The sequence below is a fragment of the Xanthomonas sp. NCPPB 3200 genome (assembly GCF_056393585.1).
The window spans coordinates 4,318,393-4,341,893 of sequence record NZ_CM150785.1; the positions used below are offsets into that span (position 1 = coordinate 4,318,393).

The following is a 23,501-nucleotide window of genomic DNA, read 5'->3' on the forward strand; positions in this document are numbered from 1 at the left end:
GACGTGTTGGACAGCAGGGATGGATCAGTTGTCGCGCGGCAGGGCTGCAGCTTGGTTGCAGGGCCCTTGCCCGCCGACCATCGCAGGACACGCCGCAAGTACGTCCGTGTAGGCTCTTACGCGGCATCCATGCCGCGTAAGGTCTCGCGACGATAGGCGGGCAATGACCTGTCGAGATGGTCGGTGTGCAAGATGCAAACCGTGCGTTACATGCGTTGTTCGGGCGACGGCGCGCCCTGACCGCTACACCAGCAACGCCTGCAGCGACGCCCGCTCCAGCTGCGCATACAACGCGCACTCATCCTGCACCTGCGCACCCAGCGCCTGTTCGAAACTGCGCTTGCTCGAATGGGCGGCATAGGCGCGTTGTTCGGCGCCACCGAGATTGGACTGGAAGATACCGGCCGCACTCACCGGCAGAAAATCTTCATAGATGATCGGATCGGCACTGAGCAGACCGAGCGCAATCGCGGTTTCTGCCGGCATTGCCGCCACCTGCGCGGGGTCGGCACGTCCGGCCTCGGTCAGCGCATAGCGGAAATAGCCCAGACCTTCCTGACGCAGCACGGCTTCGTCGTCGGGAAACGCCACGAACGCGGTCTGCAGCCGCGTGGCGTAATCGGTACCGGTGCTGCCCGCGCCATCGCTGTCGCGTGCCTGCGCCAGCAGCGCGTCGTACAGCGCGCGGCCCTTGGGCGTCAGCGCGAGCCCGCGTTGTTCGATCTCGCCGAAGCGCGCGGTGTGCGTGCCGTGCTCGGCCTGCCCGCTGTCGCCGACAAAGCGCACCGGCTCCTCCAGTGCCTTGAAACTGGTCTGGCGCAGCAGGATCGGCACCCGCCGACGCGGCGGCCCTTCGATCACCGCCTTGGCGTCGATGCCGGCGCGCTGCATCTGCGCCTGCGCCGCATCGATATCCAGCGTGCGTGGCGTCAGGTGGTTGATATGCGGCCCGTGGAAGCTCACCACGTCGGCGATCAGCTTGTGCGCTTCGCTCAGCGCGCGGTAGGTCGGCAGCGACACCGTGGCATCGCCATGCCAACGGAAGGTTTCCAGCGCTTCGTCCACGAACTGCTGCGCCTGCGCCGCCTCCAGCCCGCCGTGGCGCTCGTGCTGCTCGATCAGCTCCAGCGCGGCGGCGGTGAAGATCTGCCGCTGCTCCAGGATCTGCGCCGCCTGCGCCCGCAGCGCGGCGTCTTCGATCAACTCCAGCCGCAGCAACGAGGTGAACACGCGGAACGGATTGACCGACAGCGCCGCCTCGTCGATCGGGCGGAACGCAGTGGAATGCACCGGCACACCGGCCACCGACAAATCGTAATAGCCCACCGGATGCATGCCCATCACCGCAAACAGCCGCCGCAACGTGGCCAGTTCCTGCGCCGTGCCGACCCGGATGGCGCCATGCCGTTCCAGATCCAGCCGCGCGCGCTCGTCGTTGCGTTGCAGGCGCGCGGCCAGGGCGGGATCGGCACTCAGGGTATCGGCGTTGACCTGCGCCACCAGCGTCATCAGGTCGCCGTACAACGGCACCTCGGCGCGATACATGTCCGACATCGCCTGCGCGAACAGGCTGCGGATGTGATCGGGGGAGACAAACACGGTATCGCGCATGGGCTGGTCTTGGCAGGGCCGGCCAACGCCGGCGTTGCGGCATTCTCGCCGACCGCGCCCTGCGGCGGCCAGCTGCACGGCAGCATGCCGGCGCCTGTGTTGGCGCGCAGACAGGCGCGCAGCCGATCGGTCACCTCACGTCTTGCCGCTGCGCAGGTTCCCACCAGGCGTGAAACGCATCGAGTGGCGGCTGGCGATCCGTGGCGAGCAGTCGTCCGCTGGATGCGGATGGCGCACAAGCTTGGAACCCCAGCGCACGGCGTGGTCCATGTCGGTCCTACTGCCGGCTGCGCCTGTGTGGCCGGGAGCGCAGTCATCTGGCTGGTCGCTCCGGGGATGGCCAACAAGCGCGAGAGGCCGCCAGCCTCGCCCAGGCTCAGGCCGACCCGGCGCGCATCGAACGGCCGGCACGGCTCCGGTGCCACTACTGCAGCGAGTTGACGCCGAATAGCACGCTGCCGCGCCAGTAGCCAACACCACCTTGAGCCGGCAGCCACCGGATGTGCGTGGACGGCGCGCAGTAAACGCAGCGCACGAGTGCTACCCGCCGGTTCCTAGCACCGTCGCGCTCGCCTGGTGGCTACGCCGTCGGTTTGCCGGTCGTTCTAAAGCCCGGCCTGGGCCGCTGCCTCGGCCGCCTCGCTGGCCTGGCGCGCGGCTTCCAGCCGTTGCGCGTGATCGCCGAGCTGGCGGCGCAGCAATGCGTCCAGGGTGATCGGACGTTCCCAGCGGTCGTAACTGGCGACGATGGCGTGCCGCAGCGCGCGCATATGCACGGTCTCCGGCGTGACCGACAGCCGCGTGATCACGCCCTCCCAGCCGTCATGATGGTCGCGACTGTAGGCGCGCACGGTGTCGCGGCAGGACAACTGCAGCGTCTGTGCCCAGAAACAGGCGAAATAGATGTCGCCGGCGTGCCAGCCATGCACCTGCAACAATGCCTGCACATAGCCGCGCGGGGTGCCGGTGTAGCGCGCAACTTCGCCGATGAAGCTGTCCGGGTAGCGCTGTGCGTAGCTGCCCATGTCGGCCAGATGCTGGTCCACCCAGGCATCGCCGGTGCCCGGCGTCACTGCCGGCGCAACAGCCGGTGCCGCAGCGGCAGGCGCGGATGCGGGTGCAGGCAACGTCTGCGCAACTGCCAGCATCGGCAGCAGCAGCGCACTCAGCAGCGGCAGGGATCGCAACAGCGAGGTGGGCAAAGAAGGCATGCGCCGATGATGCCGCATGCCTGCGTCGCTGTCAGGCCGAGCGCTTGCGCCACCGACACAGGCGGCGCGCCGTCAGCGCGCCAGCCGTATGGGATGCCCCGAGTCGGAACGGATGCACGACGCCGGACCGCCACGAGCATTCGCATGTCTGGCGCACGCACAGCGGCGCCGGCCGCGCTCAGCGCAGATCGTAAAAGCCGCCGTAGTGCACTTCGCGGCAGCCGCTGAGATCGCAGGCACCCACATAGCCCGGGCCGATGTAACGCTGCCGCGCATCGCGATTGTGCGGGCTGCTGTAAGGGTCCGGACCGTACAGACCATTGCCGTAATAGATCTGGCCGTAGGGGCGGTTGCGCGACGCGCCCAGCCGCAGCCCGGCGCCAAACCCGAGGTATCCGCGGGCGTCGCCGCCGTATGGGCCGTAGCGCTCGCCCGAATATCCGTCGGCAGCAAATACGCTGCTGCGCTCACGCCGGTCCGGCCGGGTCTGCAAGGTCGCAATGCTCTGGCCCTGGGCATCCACATAGCCCTGCTCGCGGTCGAAGCGCACCATGCGGAAATACACCAGCTCTCCCGCTTCCCGACGCGTACGCAGGCGGACATAGTTGCCGCCATCGTCGTAGTAAGGCTGACCGTCGCGAAAGATCACTTCGCTCGGGTTGATGACTTCTTCCTCGAGCTCGGCAGCCGTCAGTGACGGCGCGCCGCCTGACAGACCCAGCAATACGGCCAGGCTGACACGGCAGGTAAACGACAACATGCGCATCGGTGATCCCTCCTAGTCGGCCAGGCATGCACGCCTGACCGGAAACGTCCTGTTGCTGGGCGCCGCTGGTTGCGCCGGCAGATCCAGGTCGCGGCGCTGGCCGCGACGGAGCTCAGCTTAGCGCGTGCTGCCGGGCCACTGCATCCAGCGCATGCACCGCCGCCGGCCAGCCGGCAGCGTCGGGCACTTCGCGCATGCGCGGCTCGTCGGCGGCCACGCCGTGCTCCTGCTCGTGCGCCCAGGTCACCGCGTACGGGGTGTAGATCCCCCAGCCGCCGATGGCCAGCACCGGCTCCACGTCCGAGCGCAAGGAATTGCCGATCATCACAAAGCGCTGCGCCGGCAGGTCGAACTCGCCCAGCACGCGCGCATAGGTCTGGGGATCCTTCTCGGACACCACCTCCACGCGCGGAAACAGATCGGCCAGACCGGATTGCTCGATCTTCTGCTCCTGATGGAACAGGTCGCCCTTGGTGATCAGCACCACCGCATAGTCGGCGGCAATTGCGCTGACCGCCTCACGCACGCCGGCAATCACCTCCACCGGATGCTGCAGCGTGGCACGGCCGATCTCGACGATGCGCTGGATGTCGCGTGCGGCGATGCGCGCCTGCGTCAGTTCGATCGCCGTCTCGATCATCGACAGCGTCATGCCCTTGGCGCCATAGCCGAATACCTTGAGATTGCGCCGCTCCACCGCCAGCAGGTGCTGCTGCATGCGGCTGTCGCCCAGATCCAGGTAATCGGCCAGGATCGCTTCGAAATCCGCTTCGGCAGTGCGGTAATAGTCCTCGCTTTTCCAGAGGGTATCGTCGCCGTCGAAGCCGACCAGTTGGATCGCCTGGCCGTCGCGCTGTGCAGAAGAGGTCATCGCGCCAGTTTAGCAGCGCACTGGAGCGCTGCCGCGGTCAATCCCCCGCGGCGTCGCCTGGACCGGGCTGGTAGCTGGCGAATTCGTCGCGCGACAGGCGCCCATCACCATTGCTGTCGAAGCCGGCAAAATTCTCGCGCAGGACGGGGTCGGCGCCGGCTTCGGCCACCGTCAATGAGCCGTCGGCGTCGCTGTCCAGGCTGCGGAAGGTCCGTGGTGCCAACGTGCCGGCCTGCGGCGCCAGTGCGGCCTCCGCACCGCCTTTGGCAGCCGATGGCGCTGCAGCATCGACCGGAAGTAAGGGTGTTGTGGCAGGCGGTGGTGGGTCGATCGGCAACGGCGCCATCGCCGGTGTTGCCGGCCCTGTGGTGGAGGTCCCACGCGGCGGGTTGGCCGGTGGCAACTCCGGCGGCGCCGCGAGCGCCCGCAGTGGACTCGACAGGCCGACCAGCATGGCGATACGCAGCAGCATGAGAGTGTGCCGAAGGGACGAGCGGGCAATCTAGCGCGGTACACGTAAAGAAAACGGGAGCGACCCTGGCAGATCGCTCCCGCGTGTCCATCCTGTTACGTGGTCATGCTGCTACTTGCCGATCACGGGCATCCACGAAGCGATGCCACGGATCAAACGACAACAACTGCTCAAATGACTGCAATTGCGAAAGCTGCCTCCTGATGTCGAAAAAACACGTCAGCAAACGAACTCACTACCTTGCGACCTACTACCTCAGTTGCCTTGCGACCCACTTCCCGCTGCGCCGCCCTGCTGCTTGGCGACAAACGCCTTGTATTCGTCCGGGGTCAGCTTGCCGTTCTTGTCGGAATCGGCGTCATTGAAGATCTGCGCGAGCCCGGCATTGACCTGGGCCTCCTGTGTGCTGATGGCGCCGTCGCTATCGGTGTCGACGCTCGCCCAGGTCTGCCCGCCGCCGGACTGCGCAGGCTGTGCCGCGTTCGTGGCAGAGCTTCCCGACTGGGCCGACGTCGCGGCGGCATCCTGCTGCGTACTCTGCGCCATCGCCGGCAGCGCCAGGGCGGCGGCAAGAGCGGCGGTGGCGGCGAGCAGCGAGGTGCGGTTGCGATTCTTCATTGGGTGGTCTCCTTGGCTTGGGAATGCGCGGTGTCGCCGCACATGGCCCCACCTTACCCAGCCCGAATGAACGCAAAACCTGCCGCAATTTCCCGCAAAACATCCTCTTAACCACGCGTCGGACGTTTGCGCCTAGCCATCTGTTAGACATCGGTGAGCCAAACAGAAGCAGCTCATTCAATGCACCGAAATATGCGAACCGTGCCCCATTTCATAACGTAAATTTACGCATTCGGTGCCTCGTCATCCCAACTTCCGGAGCTGAACAGTTTCCAACCAAGCACCACACCGGCGATCGCCCCGGCCACTTCCAGGATCACCCGCGATCCCAATTCGTTGGGATCGTGGATCTTGGCCAGTGCCAGGCGCGCGTACAGCGGCGACTCCAGCCGCACGATGCTGGTGTAGACGAGATTCCAGATGTCGTAGCCGCCGCCGATGGCGACAGCGAGCAGACAGGCAATACCCAGCGTGTGCCCGTGGGTGAAGTGCACACGCCGGCCGATATGCTCGACCCCGGCGAAGACCAGCACACCCAGCACCAACGCGATCAGGCCAGCCTCCAGCGAACCGAGCAGACCGAAGTGCAGGGGCAGATTCATCGTGACGATCCAGGCAGCAAGCGCATCAGTCTAGCGGTTGCGGGTGATGGATCCCGGCCCAGGCAGCAAGCGCGAGCGCTTACGCGCACGCGGATCGGTCGGCCGCATCGATTGTCCAATGTCGCGGCACGCCGCGCTCACGCATCGTCCTGCCCGCGCGCACTCACCTGCGCCTCGCCTTCCTCATCCCACTGCACGCTGACCAAGATCGGCTTGCAGCACACCTGGCAATCTTCGATGTAGTGCTGGTCGCCGCCGGTCAGATCCAGCGTCAGGGTGATCCACTCCCCGCAATACGGGCAGGCGATATCGATAAAACGTTCCGGGTCGGACATGGCAATTCCTTGCAGCGATTTGGGGTGATGCACAACATGGACAGGCCGGTGGCCGAGTCACCGCCTGCGGCGCGGTTGCTCAGTTGACCGGCACATCGAACGCGGTATCCGGCATCGGCTCGGGGCGGAAGGTGAAATGCCACCACTCCATCGGATAGTTGGCAAATCCCTCCGCCGCCATGGCACGCAACAGCTGCTGGCGGTGGGCACGCTGGGCGGGGCTGATGTCGCGCGCATCGGTATGCGCACGCGCATCGAAGAAATCGAAGTCGGTGCCCATCGCCACCGGCTGGCATAGGCCCTGCCGGCAATCGAGCAGGCCCAGGTCCAGCGTCGCGCCACGGCTATGCCCCGAAGTCTCGGCAATGTAGTCGCCCAACAGCGCGCGCTTGTCCACACGGGGGTAGTACTGCGCCTTGGTCGACTGATCCTGCAGATCCGCAGCCCAGGCCACGAACGCCTGCACCGCCCGCACCGGCCGGTAGCAGTCGAACACCTGCAGTCGATATCCCTGGGACTTGAGGGACCGCGCCACCCGTGCCAGCGCCTCCGCCGCCGGACGCAGCAAATAGCACGTGGGCGCCTCATACCCCGGCACCACGCGCCCGGTGAAGTTGTTGCTGCTCGCATAACGCATGTCCACCGCAATCTCCGGCGCAAGGCCGTGCACATTGACCAGACCGGCTTGTGCGGCGGTTGTTGCCGGCGAGAGGATGGGAGCCGCTTGCACGTTGAGGCCTGCGCACAGAAGAACCAGCGCAGACACCTGCCACCCGATGCGCTGCAGGGTGCATGCGACGTGGTGCCATACGAGATTTACCGGGGATCGTGCTTGCGTCATGCGCCAAGCATAAGCCACCACAAGCAAGCTGCCTGCACAGAAGCGCTCGAACAGGCAAAGCACGTGGCTCGCTTGACGAACAACGGCTCGGGATGGACAGACCGGATCGCGGCGCTCGCCACCTATACATCAACGCACTATCCCCGCTCCTGCGCAATCGCCAGTCCGGTCGAATGCCGGACTGGCGATTGCTGTCGCACAGATTCGTAACCTGACGAGAGGTGCCTAGCGTGCAGGACCCGACTGCGTCTGCGCGGTCTGCGTGCGCTGCTGATCCTCCTGGTTCTGCCGCTGCGTCTCGGCTGTGAGCTGTTGCTGACTCTGCTCCAGCGGCACCGATGCGGCCTGCTGCTTGTCCACGTAGGCACGATTCACATCGAGCGGGTTGTTGGGATTGCGCTCTACCGCAATCAACCCCTTACCATTGGTGCTCGGCACCAATTCGTCGATACGCGACATCCCACTGACCTTGGCTTCGAAGGCGATTTGGCCAGCGGCACGCTGCATTTCGTCGCGACTATTGAAGCCGCCGTTCGGCCCATGCTTCTGAAGATGGTCCATTGCCTGCTTGAGCAAAGGATCTACTGGACGTTGCGCTTCGACAGCGGCGGAAGCGGGGAGCTTGGCCTCGCCACTATTCTTGACCTGGCCCTGTTGCTTGCCGAGTGCTTCGAGCGTGGCCTTATCGGCAATACCCGTCGGATCCATGCCCTTCTCGCGCTGCAGGTTTGCCACCACTTCCTTGGTCTTGTCGCCGTAATAGCCGGTGCCGGACAGCAACTTGCCGCTGTTGTCTTTTATCCCGAGTTCGATCAGGGCCTGCTGCATCGCCTTTACATCCGCACCTTGCTCGCCCGGTCGCAACGATGTGCGCGTTGGATGGTCCTGATGCTGCGACTGTGTCTGTTGCCTGTCCTGCAGTAGCTCGCGCGCCTTGGCGAATGGATCGGACGCAAACAACCTGGCGTTCTGGTTGTCGGCCAGATACTTTTCCAAAGGCATCGTATTGACGCCCTTCGTGCCGCTGGACTGGCTGACCTGCAGCTCGCCGCTCTTGGGGTCGCGCACCACCATCAGGATGTGATCGATGCCCTTCCAGTGGTCATGCCCCGAATTCCGGCTGGCATCCACGCCAATGACCATGCCTTCCTTCAGCGCACCGGGCTTGAACACGTCCTGGCCTTGTAGCAACACGCCGGAATTGTCGAATGCCTTCTTGACGATGCCACCGGAGCCAGTCATTCCTTGCACCAGCATGTCCTGGCGGCCGAACACGTCGCGGCCGGCCTTCTGATTGATCTCCCGCATGGTGGCGTTCTGCAACTCAGAGACCCAGCCGGAGCAGTCGATGTAGCCCTGTTCCAGGTGCTTGCCGTCCACGCCGGGATGGTAGAGCCTGTGGCCCTTGATATTGATCGCGTACTTCACATCGTCGTACTTGACGCCCATCTCATACGCGGCGGTGAGCTTGATTGCGTCTTGACCGTCCTGCCCGGCCGCTGCAGCCGGATGCGACTGCACGCGGGCCGGCGCCACCGGCTGTTGGGACTTGCCCTCGGCAACCGGCTTGATGCCCTTTTCAGGGATGGCGATATGGTCGAACTTGGTGTCCCAGTACTTTAGAAAGGTCTTGGCCATGTCCTGATCGGACATCTTCTTGAACTCGGCCAGCGAGCTGCCGGTGTAAGCCTCGAACTGTTTGGCACCGGCCGCATCCTTTTCGCGCGGCACATTGTTGATGATGTTCGCGCGCGTGTCTCCGCGCGCGAAGCTGCCGTCGGCAACCGCCTTCTGGATCGACCGATAGCCGGCAGCGCCCTGCTGGTGCGCCATGTACATATCCAGCCCATCGGGCTGCGGCTTGCCGGACAGGTACGGACGATTGTCTTTATCGTGCTGGCGGGTCAGTGACCTCGCATTGTCCTGATATAACCGCGCCGCGGCATCGGTATTGGCCACCGCATCCAGTTCACGGCCGCTGATGCCGTAGGCCGCGGCAGTACCAGGAGTGAACTGGAACAAGCCCTTGGCGCTGTTCGGGCCACGGCTGGCCTGCTCGTCGAACCTGCCGCCGGTTTCGACATAAGCGAAACGCATGAAATCGTCGACTGGAATGTGGCGTTCCCTGGCCTCACGCTCGATGATGTCGAGGTTCTCGGCTTTCGTGTAATCGCGTGCCATCTCGTGTTACTCCTTGAGGTTGATATACGGCGCTGGGCGCCGACAAGGTCAACCGAGCTCGTTCATGAGCTAATTGGTGTGCGGTCAACAAGCCTGTTCGATGTTGCAAGTCGCGGGTTCTTGCTGCTGCCGACGCGTCGCTCCGTGGAGCGGCGCACCGACCGATTCACTGGACTTCTTTCGGCAGGTACTGCCCGCTCGCCTGGTCGTATACGTAAATCACCGCATCGGATGCATCGAGCATGCGCACCTGGCCAGGGCCGAAAAGAACCGTGCCCTGCAACGCCACCTGCATGGCCGGCATCCGCCCGCCGGGCACCGGCTGGAAGCTCAGCGTGCCGCGGCTGGAGACGTGCGCCACGCTACCCTCTTCGTCGCTACTGAGCTCGTTGTCTTCGCCGGCTGCAAGCGTTCCCCGGTAGACCCAGCCCTGGTAGCCGCCCAGGTCGTTCTTGTCCGGATCGAAGGTAAATAGCGCAAAGCCGAAGCTGGTGACGCCATTGCCGAAACTGGAGGTCGGCACTGCCAACAGCAAGTGACCGTTGTCCAGGATATGCCGCTGCGCCTTGCGCGTTTCGTCGACCGCGTCGGCGCGCTCGTCGCCGCCGAAGCGGCCGACGTACTGTTGCGCGTGGAATAGCCTCCACGGCCGCTCGCTGTCCGGCGCGGTCAGCAGAAACGTGGCCTGGCTGATCGACACGCCTTCGCCCGGATCCGGAAAGGTCTCGGCTTCGTCATTGCCGTACTTGTTGGGCGTGGCGTAGGCAAAACCGGTGTAGTAGTGCTTGCCGTCCAGATCGAAGTGCTGGCCGTGCCAGAAACTGGCAACAGCACCGTTATCGATCTCGTACGAGAGCGCGCCGTCCCCATCCATGCCGTAAATCAGGTACAGCACGCTGCCCGGGTAGGGCGGTGCCACCGTGACGGCAACTTGAGTGTCGTTGGACATGTGCAGAACATCCTGTATGTATTGAAGAAGCCGGAAACACAACCGCAATCCCGACACGCCATGCCGCGTTATCCGGCAAGCCGCCCTGCTACGCATAACGGACATGGCCCGACCCGCAGAGACGCAGCTGTCGCAGACGCGGCTTCGGACAGAACAACGGTGAGTGCGATCCGGCCCCAAGGCAGGGGCGGTGATGGCGATTCGCGCATGGCAAACCGCAAGCCGGCGATCCACTCCGGCATTTCGGGCGAGTGCAGCATCCATTGCCGCTCGCGAATGACTCGCCTGATCATCAGGCCCCGTGGGCGAATCTTATCCAGTTCCCGCCCCCGAAACCAGCTTGCTGTGCCGGCCAGTCCGCGTCACGTGCTGGCCCACAACAGACCGGCACGCGGGCAGGCTCAGCGATCCAGCGGCGGCGTGTACTGGTGCTTGGTGGCGTCGTAGGTATAGGTGACCACGTCGGCGGCGCCGAGGCTGCGGGCCTTGCCAGGGCCGGCAATGGCGGTGCCGCTCATGGCCACACGCAGGGTCGGCATCGATCCACTGCCGGGTTCGAAGCTCAGCGTGCCGGTGCTGGACGCGCACTTCATGGTGCCCTCATCGTCGCAGGCCGCGCTGTTGTCTTCGCCGGTGGCCACGGTGCCCAGGTAAACCCAGCCCTTGTAGTCGCCCATGTCGTTCTTGTTCGGATCGAAGGAAAACAACGCAAAACCCAAGCTACTGATGCCGTTGGCGAAGCGCGTGGTCGGCAGCGCCAGCACCAGGTGGCCATCCTTGGTCTCGGTGCGCTGCGGCTTGCGCGTCTGGTCCAGCGTGTCGGCCTTCTCGTTGCCGCCGAAATCGCCAGCCCATTGCTGGGCATGGAACAGCACCCATGCCGGTTTGCCACCGGCATCGTCGAGCACATAGGTCGCCTGGCTGATGCTGACGCCGACGGCAGGGTCCGGAGAGTCCTCTTCCTCGGATTTGCCGTACTTGCCGGGGCCCGCGTTGGCGAAGCCGGTGTAGTACTGCTTGCCGCCAAGGTCGAAGCGGTAGCCGTACCAGAAGCTGGCCAAGGCGCCGTTGTCGATGGTGTACGACTCCGATCCGTCGCCCTTCATCCCATAGATATCGGCAAGCACATGCCCGGGCGCCGGCACCTCGGCGTCGACCGTTGCAGGACTCGTCGCCGCTGGCGCAGCAGCAGGAGCGCTCTGCGAGGGCGGTGTCTGCACGTCTCCGGGCGTTGCGTCGGGTGTCTTGGTGCAGCCGCCGACCATCAGGATCGTGGCGGCCCACAGGGCAGTCTTTCCTAGCCTCATCACACGACGTCCTTCAAGAGTTTGGGCGAGCGGATGCTACCAAGAATGTGGTCGGGATCCAGTCCACGCAGCGTTCGTCAGGGCGACGGAAAACGAGCAGGCTGGATCGCTACGGCGCATCCGGTTCGATGGGCACCGACGGAAGCTGCAATTGCCGCAGCGCTGGTCGGGTCAACGCATGCAGGATGCGCAAATCCTCGGCATCCAGCGTGCGGGCGTCGCTGCCGCGGTAGTGATGATGAAATGCCTGCAGCGTCGCAGCAGGATCGTCGACGCTGTAGCCGAGCAGGGCAAGCGCCTGCCAGGGATCGAAGCCTGCCGGCGCGGCGGGGGCATCGGCGGCAGGCCAGCGGCCGAAGCCGGCGTCGGCCAGGCGCTTCCACGGAAACAGCGGGCCGGGATCGTTCTTGCGGGTTGGGGCCACGTCTTCATGCCCGACGATCTGCGTGCGCGGAATGCGCAGGCGGGTGCACAGGTCGTCCAGCAGCACCAGCAGGCTGTCGATCTGGGCGGGCGCGAACGGCTCGCTGCCGTCGTTGTCCAGTTCGATGCCGATCGAGGCGGAATTGATGTCGGTGATGGTGCCCCAGCGCCCGGCGCCGCCATGCCAGGCGCGCTGGTCGTCGCTGACCAGTTGATAGCGCGCGCCATCCTCGCCGATCAGATAGTGCGCACTGACCCGGCCGCCGCTATTGCGCCCGCGCAGCGTGCCCAGGCTCTGCGTCACCGATTGCTGGTCGGTGAAGTGCAGCACGATCAGGATCGGCCGCCGCGCGTCGTAGTTGGGCGAGGGCACCCACTGGGCCAGCGGGTTGCGCTGCGGCGCATGCGCGCACGCCCCCAGTGACAGCACCACCAGGCACAGCGCGGCACGTAGCCAGGACGATGGCGACAGCGTGGGAGCAGATGACATCGGATTCTCCTGGCAAAACGGCAAGGGCTTGCGCTGCACCAGCACCCTGATGGGCCGCGCAGGCGATGCACCCATTATCTGCCGTGCGGACGATGGCGTGCAGCACGCGGCTGCGGCCGGTGGCAGACAGACTGCACGTGTGCAGAGACCGACAGACCTTTACAGCACCGCTGCACCCATGCGACACGCACCCGTGATAATACGCATGCGTACACTAAAGGCCGGCGCGGTCGGCGCAGGTCCACCATGCGCTTGCCGTAGTGATTTCCCGCACAGAGCCTCGCCAGTCGCTGTATCCCATCAAGAGCCCTCTTCATGCCACTGTCGCGCCGCCTGCTGACGTTGTTGCTGCTGGTCACTGGACTGTCCTGGGATGCCGCTGCGGCAACGCCTGCCACTCCGATACCGCACACGGCACCGTTGGCGGCCAGCGATGCGCAGCTGACCGCCGACTACTGGATCCAGCGCACTGGCAACGCGCAGACGCTGCACATGACTACCGCACAGATCGCCGGCTTCAATGCGCGTTTGCTGCGTGACGATCGCTCCATGCATGACCTGTCGCAGCTGGCCGAAGTGCTACCGGCGGCCGAGGTGCGCGCGCGCATCGAAGCGCTGTCGGCCATGCCGACGCGTGCGCTGTACGACAGCGAAGGTCGCAGCATCGATGCCTCCCGCCTTGCGACGCTGCGCCACGCCCTGGCACTGGATGCACTGCCTGCGCAGGTCACGCCACGGTTTGCACTGGTGGTGCAGCGCGCGGCACTGCGCACCTTCCCCACCGCGCAACGCGTGTTCAGCACCACCGACGACCATGATATCGACCGCTTCCAGGAATCGGCGCTCTACCCCGGTACACCAGTGGCGGTGCTGCATACCAGCGCCGACGGTGCATGGCACTTTGTGCTGGCGGCCAACTACGCGGCCTGGATCGCCGCCGACCGGCTTGCCGTGGGCACGCGTGAGGAGGTGCTGGACTATGCACAACGCCGCCCACGGCTGGTGGTCACCGGGGCACGCGTGCAAAGCGCCTACATCCCGGAGGTACCCGCCATCTCCGCACTGGCGCTGGACATGGGCACCAGCGTGCCGCTGCTTCGCGACTGGCCGCCGCAGCAGCCGGTCAACGGGCAGTTGCCGCAGGCCGCCCATGTCGTGCAGTTGCCGCTGCGCAACAGCGATGGTCGCTTGCAGCTGGTGCCGGCACTGATCCCACGCGGCGCCGAGGTGCGCGTGGGCCCGTTGCCGGCCACACCTGCAGCGTTGTTGCAGCAGGCGTTCAAATTTCTCGGCGAACGCTATGGCTGGGGCAACGATTACGATGCGCGCGACTGCAGCGGTTTCGTGCTGGATGTGTATCGCAGCCTGGGCATCGCATTGCCGCGCAATACCGGCGATCAGGCACGCAGCCCTGCGCTGCTGGGCGTTCCGTTCCAGGCGCAGGCCGCACTGCCGCAGCGCCTGCAACAACTTGCCCGGCTGCAGGTCGGCGACCTGATCTACATCCCTGGTCATGTGATGCTGGTGATCGGACACGAGCGCGGTGCGCCATGGGTGATCCATGACGTGGCCGGCGCCAGTTATCGCGACGCAGCCGGCAACGTGCAGCGCGCGCGCTTGAACGGTGTGTCGGTGACGCCGCTGCTGCCACTGCTCGCCAGCGACGGCACACCGTTCGTCGACCACATCACCCGCATCCAACGCATCGCACCGACTGACTCGCCATGAAGATCACCGGCTTCCGCCTCGGCATGCTGCGCGTGCCATTGAAGACCCCGTTCAAGACAGCAGTGCGTACCGTGCAGGCGATCGAGGATGTGGTGGTGCTGCTGCAGACCGACAGCGGCCACATCGGCTATGGCGCAGCGCCGGCCACCGCCCCGATCACCGGCGATACGCACGGCTCCATCATCGCTGCGATCCAGCATTGCATCGGGCCGACGTTGATCGGCCAGGACGTGGCCGATCTCAACCGGCTATGCGCGCTGGTGCAACACGCGCTGGAGCGCAACACCAGTGCCAAGGCGGCGGTGGAGATCGCGCTCTACGACCTCTGGGCGCAGGCCCTGGGCACCCCGCTCTACCGGGCGCTCGGCGGTGGCATGCCGCGCATCACCACCGACATCACCATCAGCGTCGATAGCATCGACGTAATGGTGGCGCAGGCGCAATCCGCGCTTGCGCGCGGCTATCGGTCACTGAAGATCAAGGTCGGCAAGGACAGCGGCTCGGACCTCGAGCGGATCACCGCGATACATGCCGCTGTCGCTGGCCGCGCATCGCTGCGCCTGGATGCCAACCAGGGCTGGACGCCCAAACAGGCAGTACGCACCATGCGTACACTGGAACACACCGGCATCGTGATGGAACTGGTGGAGCAGCCGGTCAAGGCCGCGGACATCGACGGGCTGGCGTTTGTCACCGCGCGGATCGACACGCCGGTGATGGCAGACGAAAGCGTGTTCTCGCCGGTCCAGGTGATCGACCTCATCCAGCGCCGTGCCGCCGATATCGTCAACATCAAACTGATGAAGACCGGCGGGCTATCCAACGCAATCCGCATTGCCGATATCGCTGGCCTGTACGGCGTGCCCTGCATGATCGGCTGCATGATCGAATCCAGCATCAGCGTGGCTGCGGCAGTGCATCTGGCGGTGGCCAAGGCCGGCAACATCACCCTGGCGGATCTGGATGCGCCCGCGCTCGGGCAGTTCGATCCCACCGAGGGCGGCGTGCACTTCGACGATGCCCAGATCCATATCGACGACTCGCCCGGCCTGGGCATCCGCCGCATCCACGGGCTGGAGCTCTTGCCGGCTTAAAACGTCAGTAGGGTCTCCAGGCCGCATTGGCCCAGGCATGGCGCCGTCAGCGCTTCTTTGCACACGCAGTCACCCGGACAGCGAACCTCGTGCATTGCTTGCACCATGCCCACCGATCATCTCGACAGGTCCTTGCCCGCTCACCGTCGCGGGGACCTTACGCGGCATGGATGCCGCGTAAGCGCCTACAAGGATGTACTTGCGGCGTGTCCTGCGATGGTAGGCGGGCAAGGGCCCTGCAACCATGCCCCAGATCAGCCGCTCTGCAGCCAGCCAGCCACAGAGGCCAACTCTCCCAGAACAACAAAACACACTCGAAGCCCGGCCAAGCAGTCGCACAAACCAGGCGCGCGCATGCGGCACACGGCCACATTGCTGAGTACAGTAGCGACATGATGGTGTGCCCAACGCGGCACCAAAGCAGCGTACTGTCTCCGTCAACCATGTATCGCCCCCAGACTCGTCCCCCGCTCGACCCATTCCCCCCGGAGCCTGCATGCGCCTTGCCACCTTGTTTCGATCCGCTGTGCTGTTGGCGCTGGCGAGCTGCGGCAGCGTTGCCGTCGCTGCCGGGCCGATCGATGCCCTGAATCAAGCGCGCGCATTGATCGTGGTGACCACGCCGGACTGGGACAGCACCCAGGCGCGCCTGCAGACATTCACCCGTGTGGACGGCCACTGGCAACCGGCCGCACCGGGCTTCGCAGTCGCGCTCGGGCGGCATGGCAGTGCCTGGGGCGATGGCTTGCATCCGGCGCAGGCACAGGGCCCGCAGAAGCGCGAAGGCGACGGCCGCAGCCCGGCCGGTGTATTCGCGATCGGCCCGGCCTTCGGTTACGCCCAGCAGATCGACAGCGCCATGCCGTACCAGGCGATGAGCGCCACCCACTACTGCATGGATGTACCGAATTCGCCGCTGTACAACCGCATCGTCGATGCCGCGCAGGTCGGTAAGGCTGCAGTGGCCGGGTCGACCGAACCGATGCGCCTGGACCTGCAACATCCCGGCGATGCGCGTTACAGCGAGGGCTTCGTGATCGCCCACAATCCCGATGCGGTTCCCGGGCGCGGCAGCTGCATCTTCGCCCATCTGTGGCGCACGCCGGGCCAGTTCACCGCCGGCTGCACCGCGATGGCGCCAGCCGATATGCAACGCCTGCTGGCCTGGTTGAAGCCCGACGACAAACCGCTGTTCGTGCTATTGCCACGCGCCGAATACGCACGCCTGCAAGCACGCTGGCAGTTGCCCGAATTGAAGGAGGCGGCACGATGACCACCCCGGCTCCTGCACCCGATTCCACTGGCCTGGTCCGCGTGGTCAGCCGCTGGCAGATCGTTGGCTTGTCGATCAACGATGTCATCGGCAGCGGCATCTATCTGCTGCCCGCGGCCACCGCGGCACTGCTGGGGCCGATGAGCCTGTGGGCGGTGATGCTGGCCGGTCTGGCGGTGGCGTTGCTGGTGTTGTGCTACGCGCAGGCGGCCAGCTATTTCGACACGCCGGGCGGCAGTTACCTGTACACGCGTGAGGCGTTCGGCCCGTTTGTCGGCTTTCAGATCGGCTGGATGATCTGGCTCACGCGCATCAGTTCGGCAGCGGCATTGAGCAACGGCCTGGCCGATGCGGTGGCGCGGTTCTGGCCGACCGTGGCGACCGATCACTGGGCGCGCTTGCTGGTGGTCGTCGGTTCCCTCGGGCTGCTCACCGCCATCAACGTGATCGGCGTGAAATCGGCTGCGCGTACCGGCATCGCGCTAGTGATCGGCAAGCTGGTGCCGTTGCTGCTGTTCGTGGCCATCGGCCTGTTCTACGTGGACTGGTCGTGGGCCTTTGCCGGCACCACGCCGGATCTGCGCGACCTGGGCAATCTGGGCGAAGCGGCCTTGCTGCTGCTGTTTGCCTATGCAGGCTTTGAAAACATTCCTGCGGCCGCTGGCGAATACCGCAACCCACGCCGCGACGTGCCGTTTGCGCTGATCACCATGATCGTCACCGTCACCTTGATCTACGCCGCGGTCCAGGTCGTCGCGCAGGGCACGCTGCCCAATCTTGCCGCCTCGCCCACGCCATTGGCCGATGCCGCAAGCCGTTTCGGTGGCGAAGCGCTGGCGCTGATCCTCACCGTGGGTGCCACCATTTCCATTCTCGGCACCACCAGCAATACGGTCATGCTCGGGCCGCGGTTTCTGTTCGCGCTGGCACAGGATGGCTACGGCCCCGCATTCCTGGCACGTGTGCATCCGCGCTTCCACACCCCGGCTGCGGCGGTGCTGACCCAGGGCGTGCTGTCGCTGGCGCTGGCGGTGTCCGGCTCGTTTACGCAGCTGGCATTGCTGTCGATGGTCACGCGGCTGTTTGCCTACATCGGCACTGCTGCGGCAGTGATCGTGCTGGCGCGTCGCTACCGGCAACGCACCGACACCTTGCGCCTGCCTGGCGGGCCGGCCATTCCCATCGCAGCGCTGCTGCTGTCGCTGGGCCTACTGGCCAGCGCCAGCTGGCAGAACCTGGCGGCCGCCGGGGTGGCATTGCTGGTGGGCTGGCTGATTTACCTGTTTCCGCGCAAGTCTGCATAGCGGTTTTCGCAGGACGCTCGCACAGCGATCACGCACGACTAACCGTGTCCGTCCAACGCTGCAGTTCTCACCTGCATGGGAGCTTGCGATGAAACTGCGCCGTGTCTACAGCACGCCCGATATCGAAAGTGCGCAACGCGTCATGCAGGCCGCACGCAGCGCCGGCATCGACAACGATGCGCTGTCCTTGATTGCCCGTTCGGATATCGAGCTGGAAGGCATTCCCGATGAACGCAAGGATGCCAAGACGGATTTTCTCCCTGCTGCCGCGCGCGGCGCCGCCACCGGGGGCGCTGCGGGCTTGGTCGCCGGACTGGTTGCCATCGCCGTGCCTCCGATCGGCCTCACCATCGCCGGTGCCGGCGTCATGGCGCTGGCAGGCGCCCTGGTCGGCACCTGGTCGTCTGCACTGATCGGCGCCACCGTCCCCGATCCGGTCCGCCGCCAATTCGAGGACGAAATCCAGGCAGGGCGCGTCCTGGTCATCATCGACGCCGACGAGCCCTCGCTGCAGCATGCCGAAGCCAGCCTGCGTGCCGCCGGTGCCACGCCACTACCATACGAAGCTGCATCGGCAGCCACGTGACGCGCGCCGACCACCGGCTGAATCGTTGGGCGCGGCGCACCGTGTCCCGCAGGGGCGCACCAGAGAGCGTCACCTAGTGCAGCATGCCTTGATGCCCTCCTCACCTATCCTGGCAACGGATTTAACACCTGCCCGCCTAGGTTAGGGCGCACATTCAACACGGAGACGAGCATGAACGTGCCGTATCAGATTCCGGGCCGCGCACCGGACGAAGACCGCAGCCAGAACGTATCCAATTATTGGCGCGAGCGCTTCACCGAAGAATCGTATTACACCGAAGGTGACCGCTACGAAGATTACGAGGGCGCCTATCTCGCAGGACACCAAGCGCGCATCCGCGAAAACGCCCGCGCCTACGATCAGGTGGAAGCGGAATTGCACCGCGAGTGGGAAGCCAACCGCGGCACCAATGGCCTGAGCTGGAGCAAGGCCCGTCACGCCGTCAAGCGTGCCTGGGAAAATGCGACAGACCTTGTGACCGGCGACAACAAGTCCAAGCCCTGAAGACAACAACGCCACCGTCGAGGTGGCGTTGTTGTATCAATCTGTCTGTAGTGCATCAGTCCAGTGGCGGCGGTACTGCGCGCGAGTAATGCGATGCATTGGCGACATCCATCGCATCGCGGGTGTTCTTTTGCACCGCAACTGCGCCGAACAGGCTCAATGCGTAGGCCATCGCGTAGAAACCTTTCTCGCTCAGCAATAAAGTCGCGTTGATCAAGCCGATTGCCAGGAGCAGCAGCGCGATGACCAGCGAGAACCAACAGATCGCGTAGTACAGGCCCGTCACCGGAATTCCATCTGCGCGGTCACGCACACTCTTCTGCAACGACACCGATGCGAACAGGCCAAACAACAGCAGCGTGAAGTAATAGCCTTTTTCATTGAGCATCATCTGCGCGTTCCATAACCCGACCAGGTAGGCAATGCCGCCCAGCAGCAATGCAGCCCAGGATGCGGCGATAAAAGCAGGTGACGTTTTTTGCGTGGCAGCCATGGAAACTCCTTTTCATGGTGAAGCAGTAATGTGGGACGCACACGTCTCACAAAGAAAGTGATCTACGACAAGGCGGCCTTGAAGGCGTCGTGTAAGGTACTTTAAAACCCGACGCAGGACACGTTGCGGGAGGGCTGCAACGTCACTGCGCCCATTCCCTGGAGGACCTCATGTCTGTCCGACGTCTGCTTGCCCTGGCCTGCTCGGCCAGCTTGTTCACCGCCGCCACCGCATGTGCCGCGCCTGCCGTCGCGCCGGCGGCCGCCATTCCCAAGGCGCAGTGGCCGTTCCAGGCCACCACCGTTGCCGATTTCGACGAACCCTGGGCAATGACCTTCCTGCCCGACGGCAGTCTGTTGGTCAGCGAAAAACGCGGTGCATTGATGCGGCTGGATCTCAAGACCAACCGCAAGAGCGCCATCACCGGCATTCCGGCAGTCGCCTATGGCGGACAGGGCGGTTTTGGCGATGTCCTGGCGCATCCGCGCTTTGCCAAAAATGGCCTGGTCTATGTCAGCTACGCCGAACCGGGACAGGGCGATACACGCGGCGCAGCGGTGGCACGCGCCAAGCTCACGCTGGATGCCAGCGGCGGCGGCACGCTGTCGGACCTGAAGGTGATCTGGCGCCAGGATCCCAAGGTCACCGGCAACGGCCACTTCGGCCACCGGCTCGCGTTCGGCCCCGACGGCAAGCTGTGGATCAGTTCCAGCGAACGCCAGAAGTTCACCCCCGCCCAGGACATGCAAGCCAATCTCGGCAAGCTGATCCGTCTCAACGATGACGGCAGCGTGCCGGCCGACAACCCGTTCGCCGCGCAGGGCGGCGTTGCCGCGCAGGTGTGGTCGCTGGGTCACCGCAATATTCTCGGCCTGGCCTTCGACGGCAAGGGGCGCCTGTGGGAACACGAGATGGGCCCGCTCGGCGGCGATGAGTTGAACCTGATCCAGCGCGGCGCCAACTATGGTTACCCGATCGTCTCCAACGGCGACAACTACGACGGCACCCCGATCCCGGATCACAACACCCGCCCGGAATTTGCCGCGCCCAAGATCAGCTGGACACCGGTGATCTCGCCAGCCGGCTTTGTGATCTACAGCGGCAAGCAGTTCCCGGCGTGGCGCGGCAACGGCTTTATCGGCGGCTTGTCGTCGATGTCGCTGGTGCAGGTCTCGCTCGGCGATCAGCCGCGCGAGGTGGCCCGCTACGACATGGGCGCGCGCATTCGCGAAGTGGAACAGGGTCCGGACGGCGCGCTGTGGTTGCTGGAAGACGAAGCCAGCGGCAGCACCGGGCGCCTGCTCAAGCTGACGCCCAAGAGCAAGGCAGCAGTCGAGAACGAGGCATAACTCCGCAAGATCGCGCCCAGGGGAGTCGTGCCACCGCCACGCGTCGAATGCGTGCTGGCGGTGGCCACGATTTTCGCGGCGAAGCCGCGTTCGATTAGGTGCGGTGCATGGCGCGATACATACAGATGCGAGCAGAGCCGTGGTCACATCGACCAGGCATGCGCTTACATCTTCCCTGACCCAATGATGGCGCGCCCTTGGGCCACGTCCGTCACCGTCATCTCAAATCCCGCGTAGCAGCCGCACTCCGCTGCGTATCGCGTGAGTGCGTCATGCCACGCCTGCGGGCGTTCAGGCCTCCAGCAACTCGAACGTCACCGCCTCGCCACTCTTGGCCGAGGCGCACACCCACACATCGAACACGCCCGGCTCGGCGCCAAACACATTCTTGTGGTTGGTAAAGGCCAGTGCGTCACGCGTCAGGGTGAACACCACGTCCGTACTTTCGCCAGGCTGCAACAACACCTTGCGGAAACCCTTGAGTTCGCGCACCGGGCGCACCCGGCTGGCCACGCGATCGTGCACATATAGCTGCACCACTTCTTCGCCGGCCACGCGACCGGTATTGGTGACGCGCGTGGTGATGGTCAGGGTCTGGTCCCAGCCCAGCTGCGCACTGCTCAGCTGCGGCTGCGCATACGCAAAGGTGGTGTAGCTCAAGCCATGGCCGAACGGGTACAACGGCTCGTTGGGCATCTCGCGCCAGCGTGCCTTGTACTCGGACAGCGTCGGCAGTTCAGGGCGGCCGGTGCGCAGATGGTTGTAGAAATACGGCTGTTGCCCGGTCACCTGCGGAAAGCTGATCGGCAGACGCGCGGAGGGGTTGTAGTCGCCGAACAACACGTCGGCCACGCCGGTACCGGTCTGCGTGCCCAGGTACCAGGTCACTGCGATCGCATCGGCATCGCGCACCGCACCGCTCAGGGCCAGCGCGCGGCCATTGCGCAGCAGCACCACCATCGGCGTGCCGGTGGCGGCGATGGCTTCGGCCAATGCCTGCTGCGCCGGCGGCAACACGATCTCGGTGCGCGACTGCGCTTCGCCACTGAAGCGCTGCGGTTCACCCAGCGCCAGCACCACCACGTCGGCGGCCTGCGCCGCATCGATGGCGGCGGAAATACCGCCCGGGAGCGCGTCTTCCAGGCCACAGCCCGGCACCACCGTCAGATGCTCGCTGTCGACCACCGCGCGCACACCCTGCTCCAGGGTCACGTAGCGCTGCTTGTCGCCGAACAGTGTCCAGCAGCCCTCGATGTTCTCGCGGTCCTGCACGAACGGCCCGATCAACGCGATGTGCTGCCCGCTTTTCTTCAGCGGCAACACCTCGCCCTGGTTCTTCAACAACACGATCGAACGCCGCGCCGCATCGCGCGACAACGCATCGTGCGCGGGCAGATGCGCGGTGTCGGCTTCGCGTGCCGGATCCAGCGAACGGTACGGGTTGTCGAACAGCCCGATCGCCTCCTTGAGCTGCAGCATGCGGCGCACGCTGGCATCCAGCGTGGCCATCGGCACCTCGCCGCTTTCCACCAGCGATGGCAGATGCGCGGCATAGAAGCCGCTCTGCATGCTCAGATCCAGGCCGGCCAGGAACGCCTTCTTGGTCGCATCGCGCTCATCGGCCGCATAGCCGTGCGCAATCAGTTCCATGTCGGCGGTGTAATCGGAAATCACCACGCCGGGGAACTGCCATTCACCGCGCAGGATCTCGGTCAGCAATTCGTGGTTGGCACTGGCCGGCACGCCGTTGATGTCGTTGAACGAAGACATCACGGTCAGTGCGCCGGCATCGAAGGCGGCCTTGAACGGCGGCAGGTGCACATCGCGCAGTGTCTGCGGCGCGATGTCCACGGTGTTGTATTCCATGCCCGCAGCCACGGCGCCGTAGGCGGCGAAGTGCTTGGGGGTGGCCAGCAGACAATCGTCGGCCTTCAGATCGCTGCCCTGGAAGCCGCGCACGCGGGCGGCGGCAAACGCCGCGCCCAGTACCACGTCTTCGCCAGCGCCTTCCGCGCCACGGCCCCAGCGCTGGTCACGCGCGATATCCACGGCCGGTGCGTAGGTCCAGTGCAGGCCGGCGGCGGTCGCTTCGATCGCGGTGGCGCGCGCGGTGCGCTCGGCCAGCTCGGGCTCGAAGCTGGCCGCCTCGCCCAGCGGGATCGGGAACACCGTGCGCATGCCGTGGATCACGTCCGCTGCCAGGATCACCGGGATGCCCAGGCGGCTTTCTTCAACCGCCACCTTCTGGATCTGCACGCCCAGCGCGGCGCCGACGCCATTGAACAACGAGCCGACCCGGCCTGCGCGCACCTGCTGCAGCACCTCGTCGGCGTTGAGCACATTGGCTTCGGGATTCACGTCCGGCGCGAACGGCCGCACCATGTCGGCGAACACACCCAACTGTCCGACCTTCTCTTCGACGGTCATCTGGGCAATCAGGGTTTCGATACGATCAGCAGCCATGAGATCCTTGAGAAAACGTTTACATGGCCG

At 65.1% G+C, this 23,501-nt stretch carries 22 protein-coding genes and 1 pseudogene; 7 read left to right on the forward strand and 16 right to left on the reverse strand.

Features of this window, described 5'->3' with window-relative positions:
- Window positions 1–243: 243 nt before the first annotated feature.
- From hglS to AC06DU_RS18720, 14 genes and pseudogenes are all read right to left on the reverse strand, one after another.
- Window positions 244–1,611, reverse strand: coding sequence for a 2-oxoadipate dioxygenase/decarboxylase HglS (hglS, locus tag AC06DU_RS18655; RefSeq protein ID WP_102256982.1), 1,368 nt, complete (start codon window positions 1,609–1,611; stop codon window positions 244–246).
- 326 nt (window positions 1,612–1,937) lie between these two features.
- A pseudogene (locus AC06DU_RS18660) lies at window positions 1,938–2,092 on the reverse strand (beta-ketoacyl-[acyl-carrier-protein] synthase II); the annotation flags it as partial.
- A gap of 124 nt (window positions 2,093–2,216) precedes the next feature.
- Window positions 2,217–2,840: a hypothetical protein gene (locus tag AC06DU_RS18665; protein ID WP_478203004.1), complete on the reverse strand. Its 624-nt coding sequence runs from the start codon at window positions 2,838–2,840 to the stop codon at window positions 2,217–2,219.
- Between the two features lie 160 nt (window positions 2,841–3,000).
- The gene (locus AC06DU_RS18670) at window positions 3,001–3,588 is read right to left on the reverse strand and encodes a hypothetical protein (protein WP_478203005.1); all 588 of its coding nucleotides are present in this window, start codon (window positions 3,586–3,588) and stop codon (window positions 3,001–3,003) included.
- A gap of 112 nt (window positions 3,589–3,700) precedes the next feature.
- Window positions 3,701–4,459, reverse strand: coding sequence for an HAD family hydrolase (locus AC06DU_RS18675; RefSeq protein WP_046344739.1), 759 nt, complete (start codon window positions 4,457–4,459; stop codon window positions 3,701–3,703).
- A gap of 37 nt (window positions 4,460–4,496) precedes the next feature.
- Window positions 4,497–4,931 (reverse strand): EF-hand domain-containing protein, encoded by a 435-nt coding sequence (locus AC06DU_RS18680; RefSeq protein ID WP_478203006.1) that lies wholly within the window; start codon window positions 4,929–4,931, stop codon window positions 4,497–4,499.
- A 255-nt stretch (window positions 4,932–5,186) separates the two neighbouring features.
- Window positions 5,187–5,549: an EF-hand domain-containing protein gene (locus AC06DU_RS18685; RefSeq protein ID WP_104541809.1), complete on the reverse strand. Its 363-nt coding sequence runs from the start codon at window positions 5,547–5,549 to the stop codon at window positions 5,187–5,189.
- A gap of 224 nt (window positions 5,550–5,773) precedes the next feature.
- Window positions 5,774–6,151, reverse strand: a complete 378-nt coding sequence (locus tag AC06DU_RS18690; protein ID WP_024938866.1) for a hypothetical protein — start codon at window positions 6,149–6,151, stop codon at window positions 5,774–5,776.
- Window positions 6,152–6,288: 137 nt separating this feature from the next.
- Window positions 6,289–6,486 carry a CPXCG motif-containing cysteine-rich protein gene (locus AC06DU_RS18695; protein WP_478203007.1) on the reverse strand — a complete coding sequence of 66 codons (198 nt, stop codon included), beginning with the start codon at window positions 6,484–6,486 and terminating at the stop codon, window positions 6,289–6,291.
- Window positions 6,487–6,565: 79 nt separating this feature from the next.
- Window positions 6,566–7,216, reverse strand: coding sequence for a M15 family metallopeptidase (locus tag AC06DU_RS18700; protein ID WP_478203008.1), 651 nt, complete (start codon window positions 7,214–7,216; stop codon window positions 6,566–6,568).
- A gap of 336 nt (window positions 7,217–7,552) precedes the next feature.
- Complete coding sequence (locus AC06DU_RS18705; RefSeq protein ID WP_478203009.1) at window positions 7,553–9,508, reverse strand: XVIPCD domain-containing protein; 1,956 nt, start codon at window positions 9,506–9,508, stop codon at window positions 7,553–7,555.
- 166 nt (window positions 9,509–9,674) lie between these two features.
- Window positions 9,675–10,457 (reverse strand): hypothetical protein, encoded by a 783-nt coding sequence (locus AC06DU_RS18710; RefSeq protein WP_478203010.1) that lies wholly within the window; start codon window positions 10,455–10,457, stop codon window positions 9,675–9,677.
- 401 nt (window positions 10,458–10,858) lie between these two features.
- Window positions 10,859–11,764 carry a hypothetical protein gene (locus AC06DU_RS18715; RefSeq protein WP_184458014.1) on the reverse strand — a complete coding sequence of 302 codons (906 nt, stop codon included), beginning with the start codon at window positions 11,762–11,764 and terminating at the stop codon, window positions 10,859–10,861.
- Window positions 11,765–11,873: 109 nt separating this feature from the next.
- The gene (locus AC06DU_RS18720) at window positions 11,874–12,677 is read right to left on the reverse strand and encodes an N-acetylmuramoyl-L-alanine amidase (protein WP_478203011.1); all 804 of its coding nucleotides are present in this window, start codon (window positions 12,675–12,677) and stop codon (window positions 11,874–11,876) included.
- Between the two features lie 315 nt (window positions 12,678–12,992).
- Here AC06DU_RS18720 and AC06DU_RS18725 point away from each other — a divergent pair, with 315 nt between their 5' ends.
- From AC06DU_RS18725 to AC06DU_RS18750, 6 genes are all read left to right on the forward strand, one after another.
- On the forward strand, window positions 12,993–14,405 hold the full coding sequence (locus tag AC06DU_RS18725; RefSeq protein WP_478203012.1) for an SH3 domain-containing protein: 1,413 nt from the start codon (window positions 12,993–12,995) through the stop codon (window positions 14,403–14,405).
- Complete coding sequence (locus AC06DU_RS18730; RefSeq protein ID WP_478203013.1) at window positions 14,402–15,499, forward strand: dipeptide epimerase; 1,098 nt, start codon at window positions 14,402–14,404, stop codon at window positions 15,497–15,499. Before AC06DU_RS18725 ends, AC06DU_RS18730 begins: the two co-directional genes overlap by 4 nt.
- A gap of 496 nt (window positions 15,500–15,995) precedes the next feature.
- On the forward strand, window positions 15,996–16,772 hold the full coding sequence (locus tag AC06DU_RS18735) for a L,D-transpeptidase family protein (protein ID WP_104555112.1): 777 nt from the start codon (window positions 15,996–15,998) through the stop codon (window positions 16,770–16,772).
- Entirely contained in the window at window positions 16,769–18,076 is a 1,308-nt protein-coding gene (locus tag AC06DU_RS18740; protein WP_024938862.1) for an APC family permease, read from the forward strand. Before AC06DU_RS18735 ends, AC06DU_RS18740 begins: the two co-directional genes overlap by 4 nt.
- Window positions 18,077–18,164: 88 nt before the next feature.
- A complete protein-coding gene (locus tag AC06DU_RS18745) occupies window positions 18,165–18,662 on the forward strand; it encodes a hypothetical protein (RefSeq protein WP_016902823.1) in 498 nt (165 codons plus the stop codon).
- A gap of 171 nt (window positions 18,663–18,833) precedes the next feature.
- A complete protein-coding gene (locus AC06DU_RS18750; RefSeq protein ID WP_046344755.1) occupies window positions 18,834–19,166 on the forward strand; it encodes a hypothetical protein in 333 nt (110 codons plus the stop codon).
- Between the two features lie 55 nt (window positions 19,167–19,221).
- Here the strand turns inward: AC06DU_RS18750 and yiaA are convergent, their stop codons facing one another.
- Complete coding sequence (gene yiaA, locus AC06DU_RS18755) at window positions 19,222–19,659, reverse strand: inner membrane protein YiaA (protein ID WP_046344757.1); 438 nt, start codon at window positions 19,657–19,659, stop codon at window positions 19,222–19,224.
- Between the two features lie 170 nt (window positions 19,660–19,829).
- On the opposite strand from yiaA, the gene AC06DU_RS18760 reads away from it, so the two are divergent.
- Window positions 19,830–21,008 carry a PQQ-dependent sugar dehydrogenase gene (locus AC06DU_RS18760; protein ID WP_054591062.1) on the forward strand — a complete coding sequence of 393 codons (1,179 nt, stop codon included), beginning with the start codon at window positions 19,830–19,832 and terminating at the stop codon, window positions 21,006–21,008.
- A 291-nt stretch (window positions 21,009–21,299) separates the two neighbouring features.
- Here the strand turns inward: AC06DU_RS18760 and AC06DU_RS18765 are convergent, their stop codons facing one another.
- A complete protein-coding gene (locus tag AC06DU_RS18765) occupies window positions 21,300–23,471 on the reverse strand; it encodes a glycoside hydrolase family 3 N-terminal domain-containing protein (protein WP_024938858.1) in 2,172 nt (723 codons plus the stop codon).
- Between the last annotated feature and the right edge of the window lie 30 nt (window positions 23,472–23,501).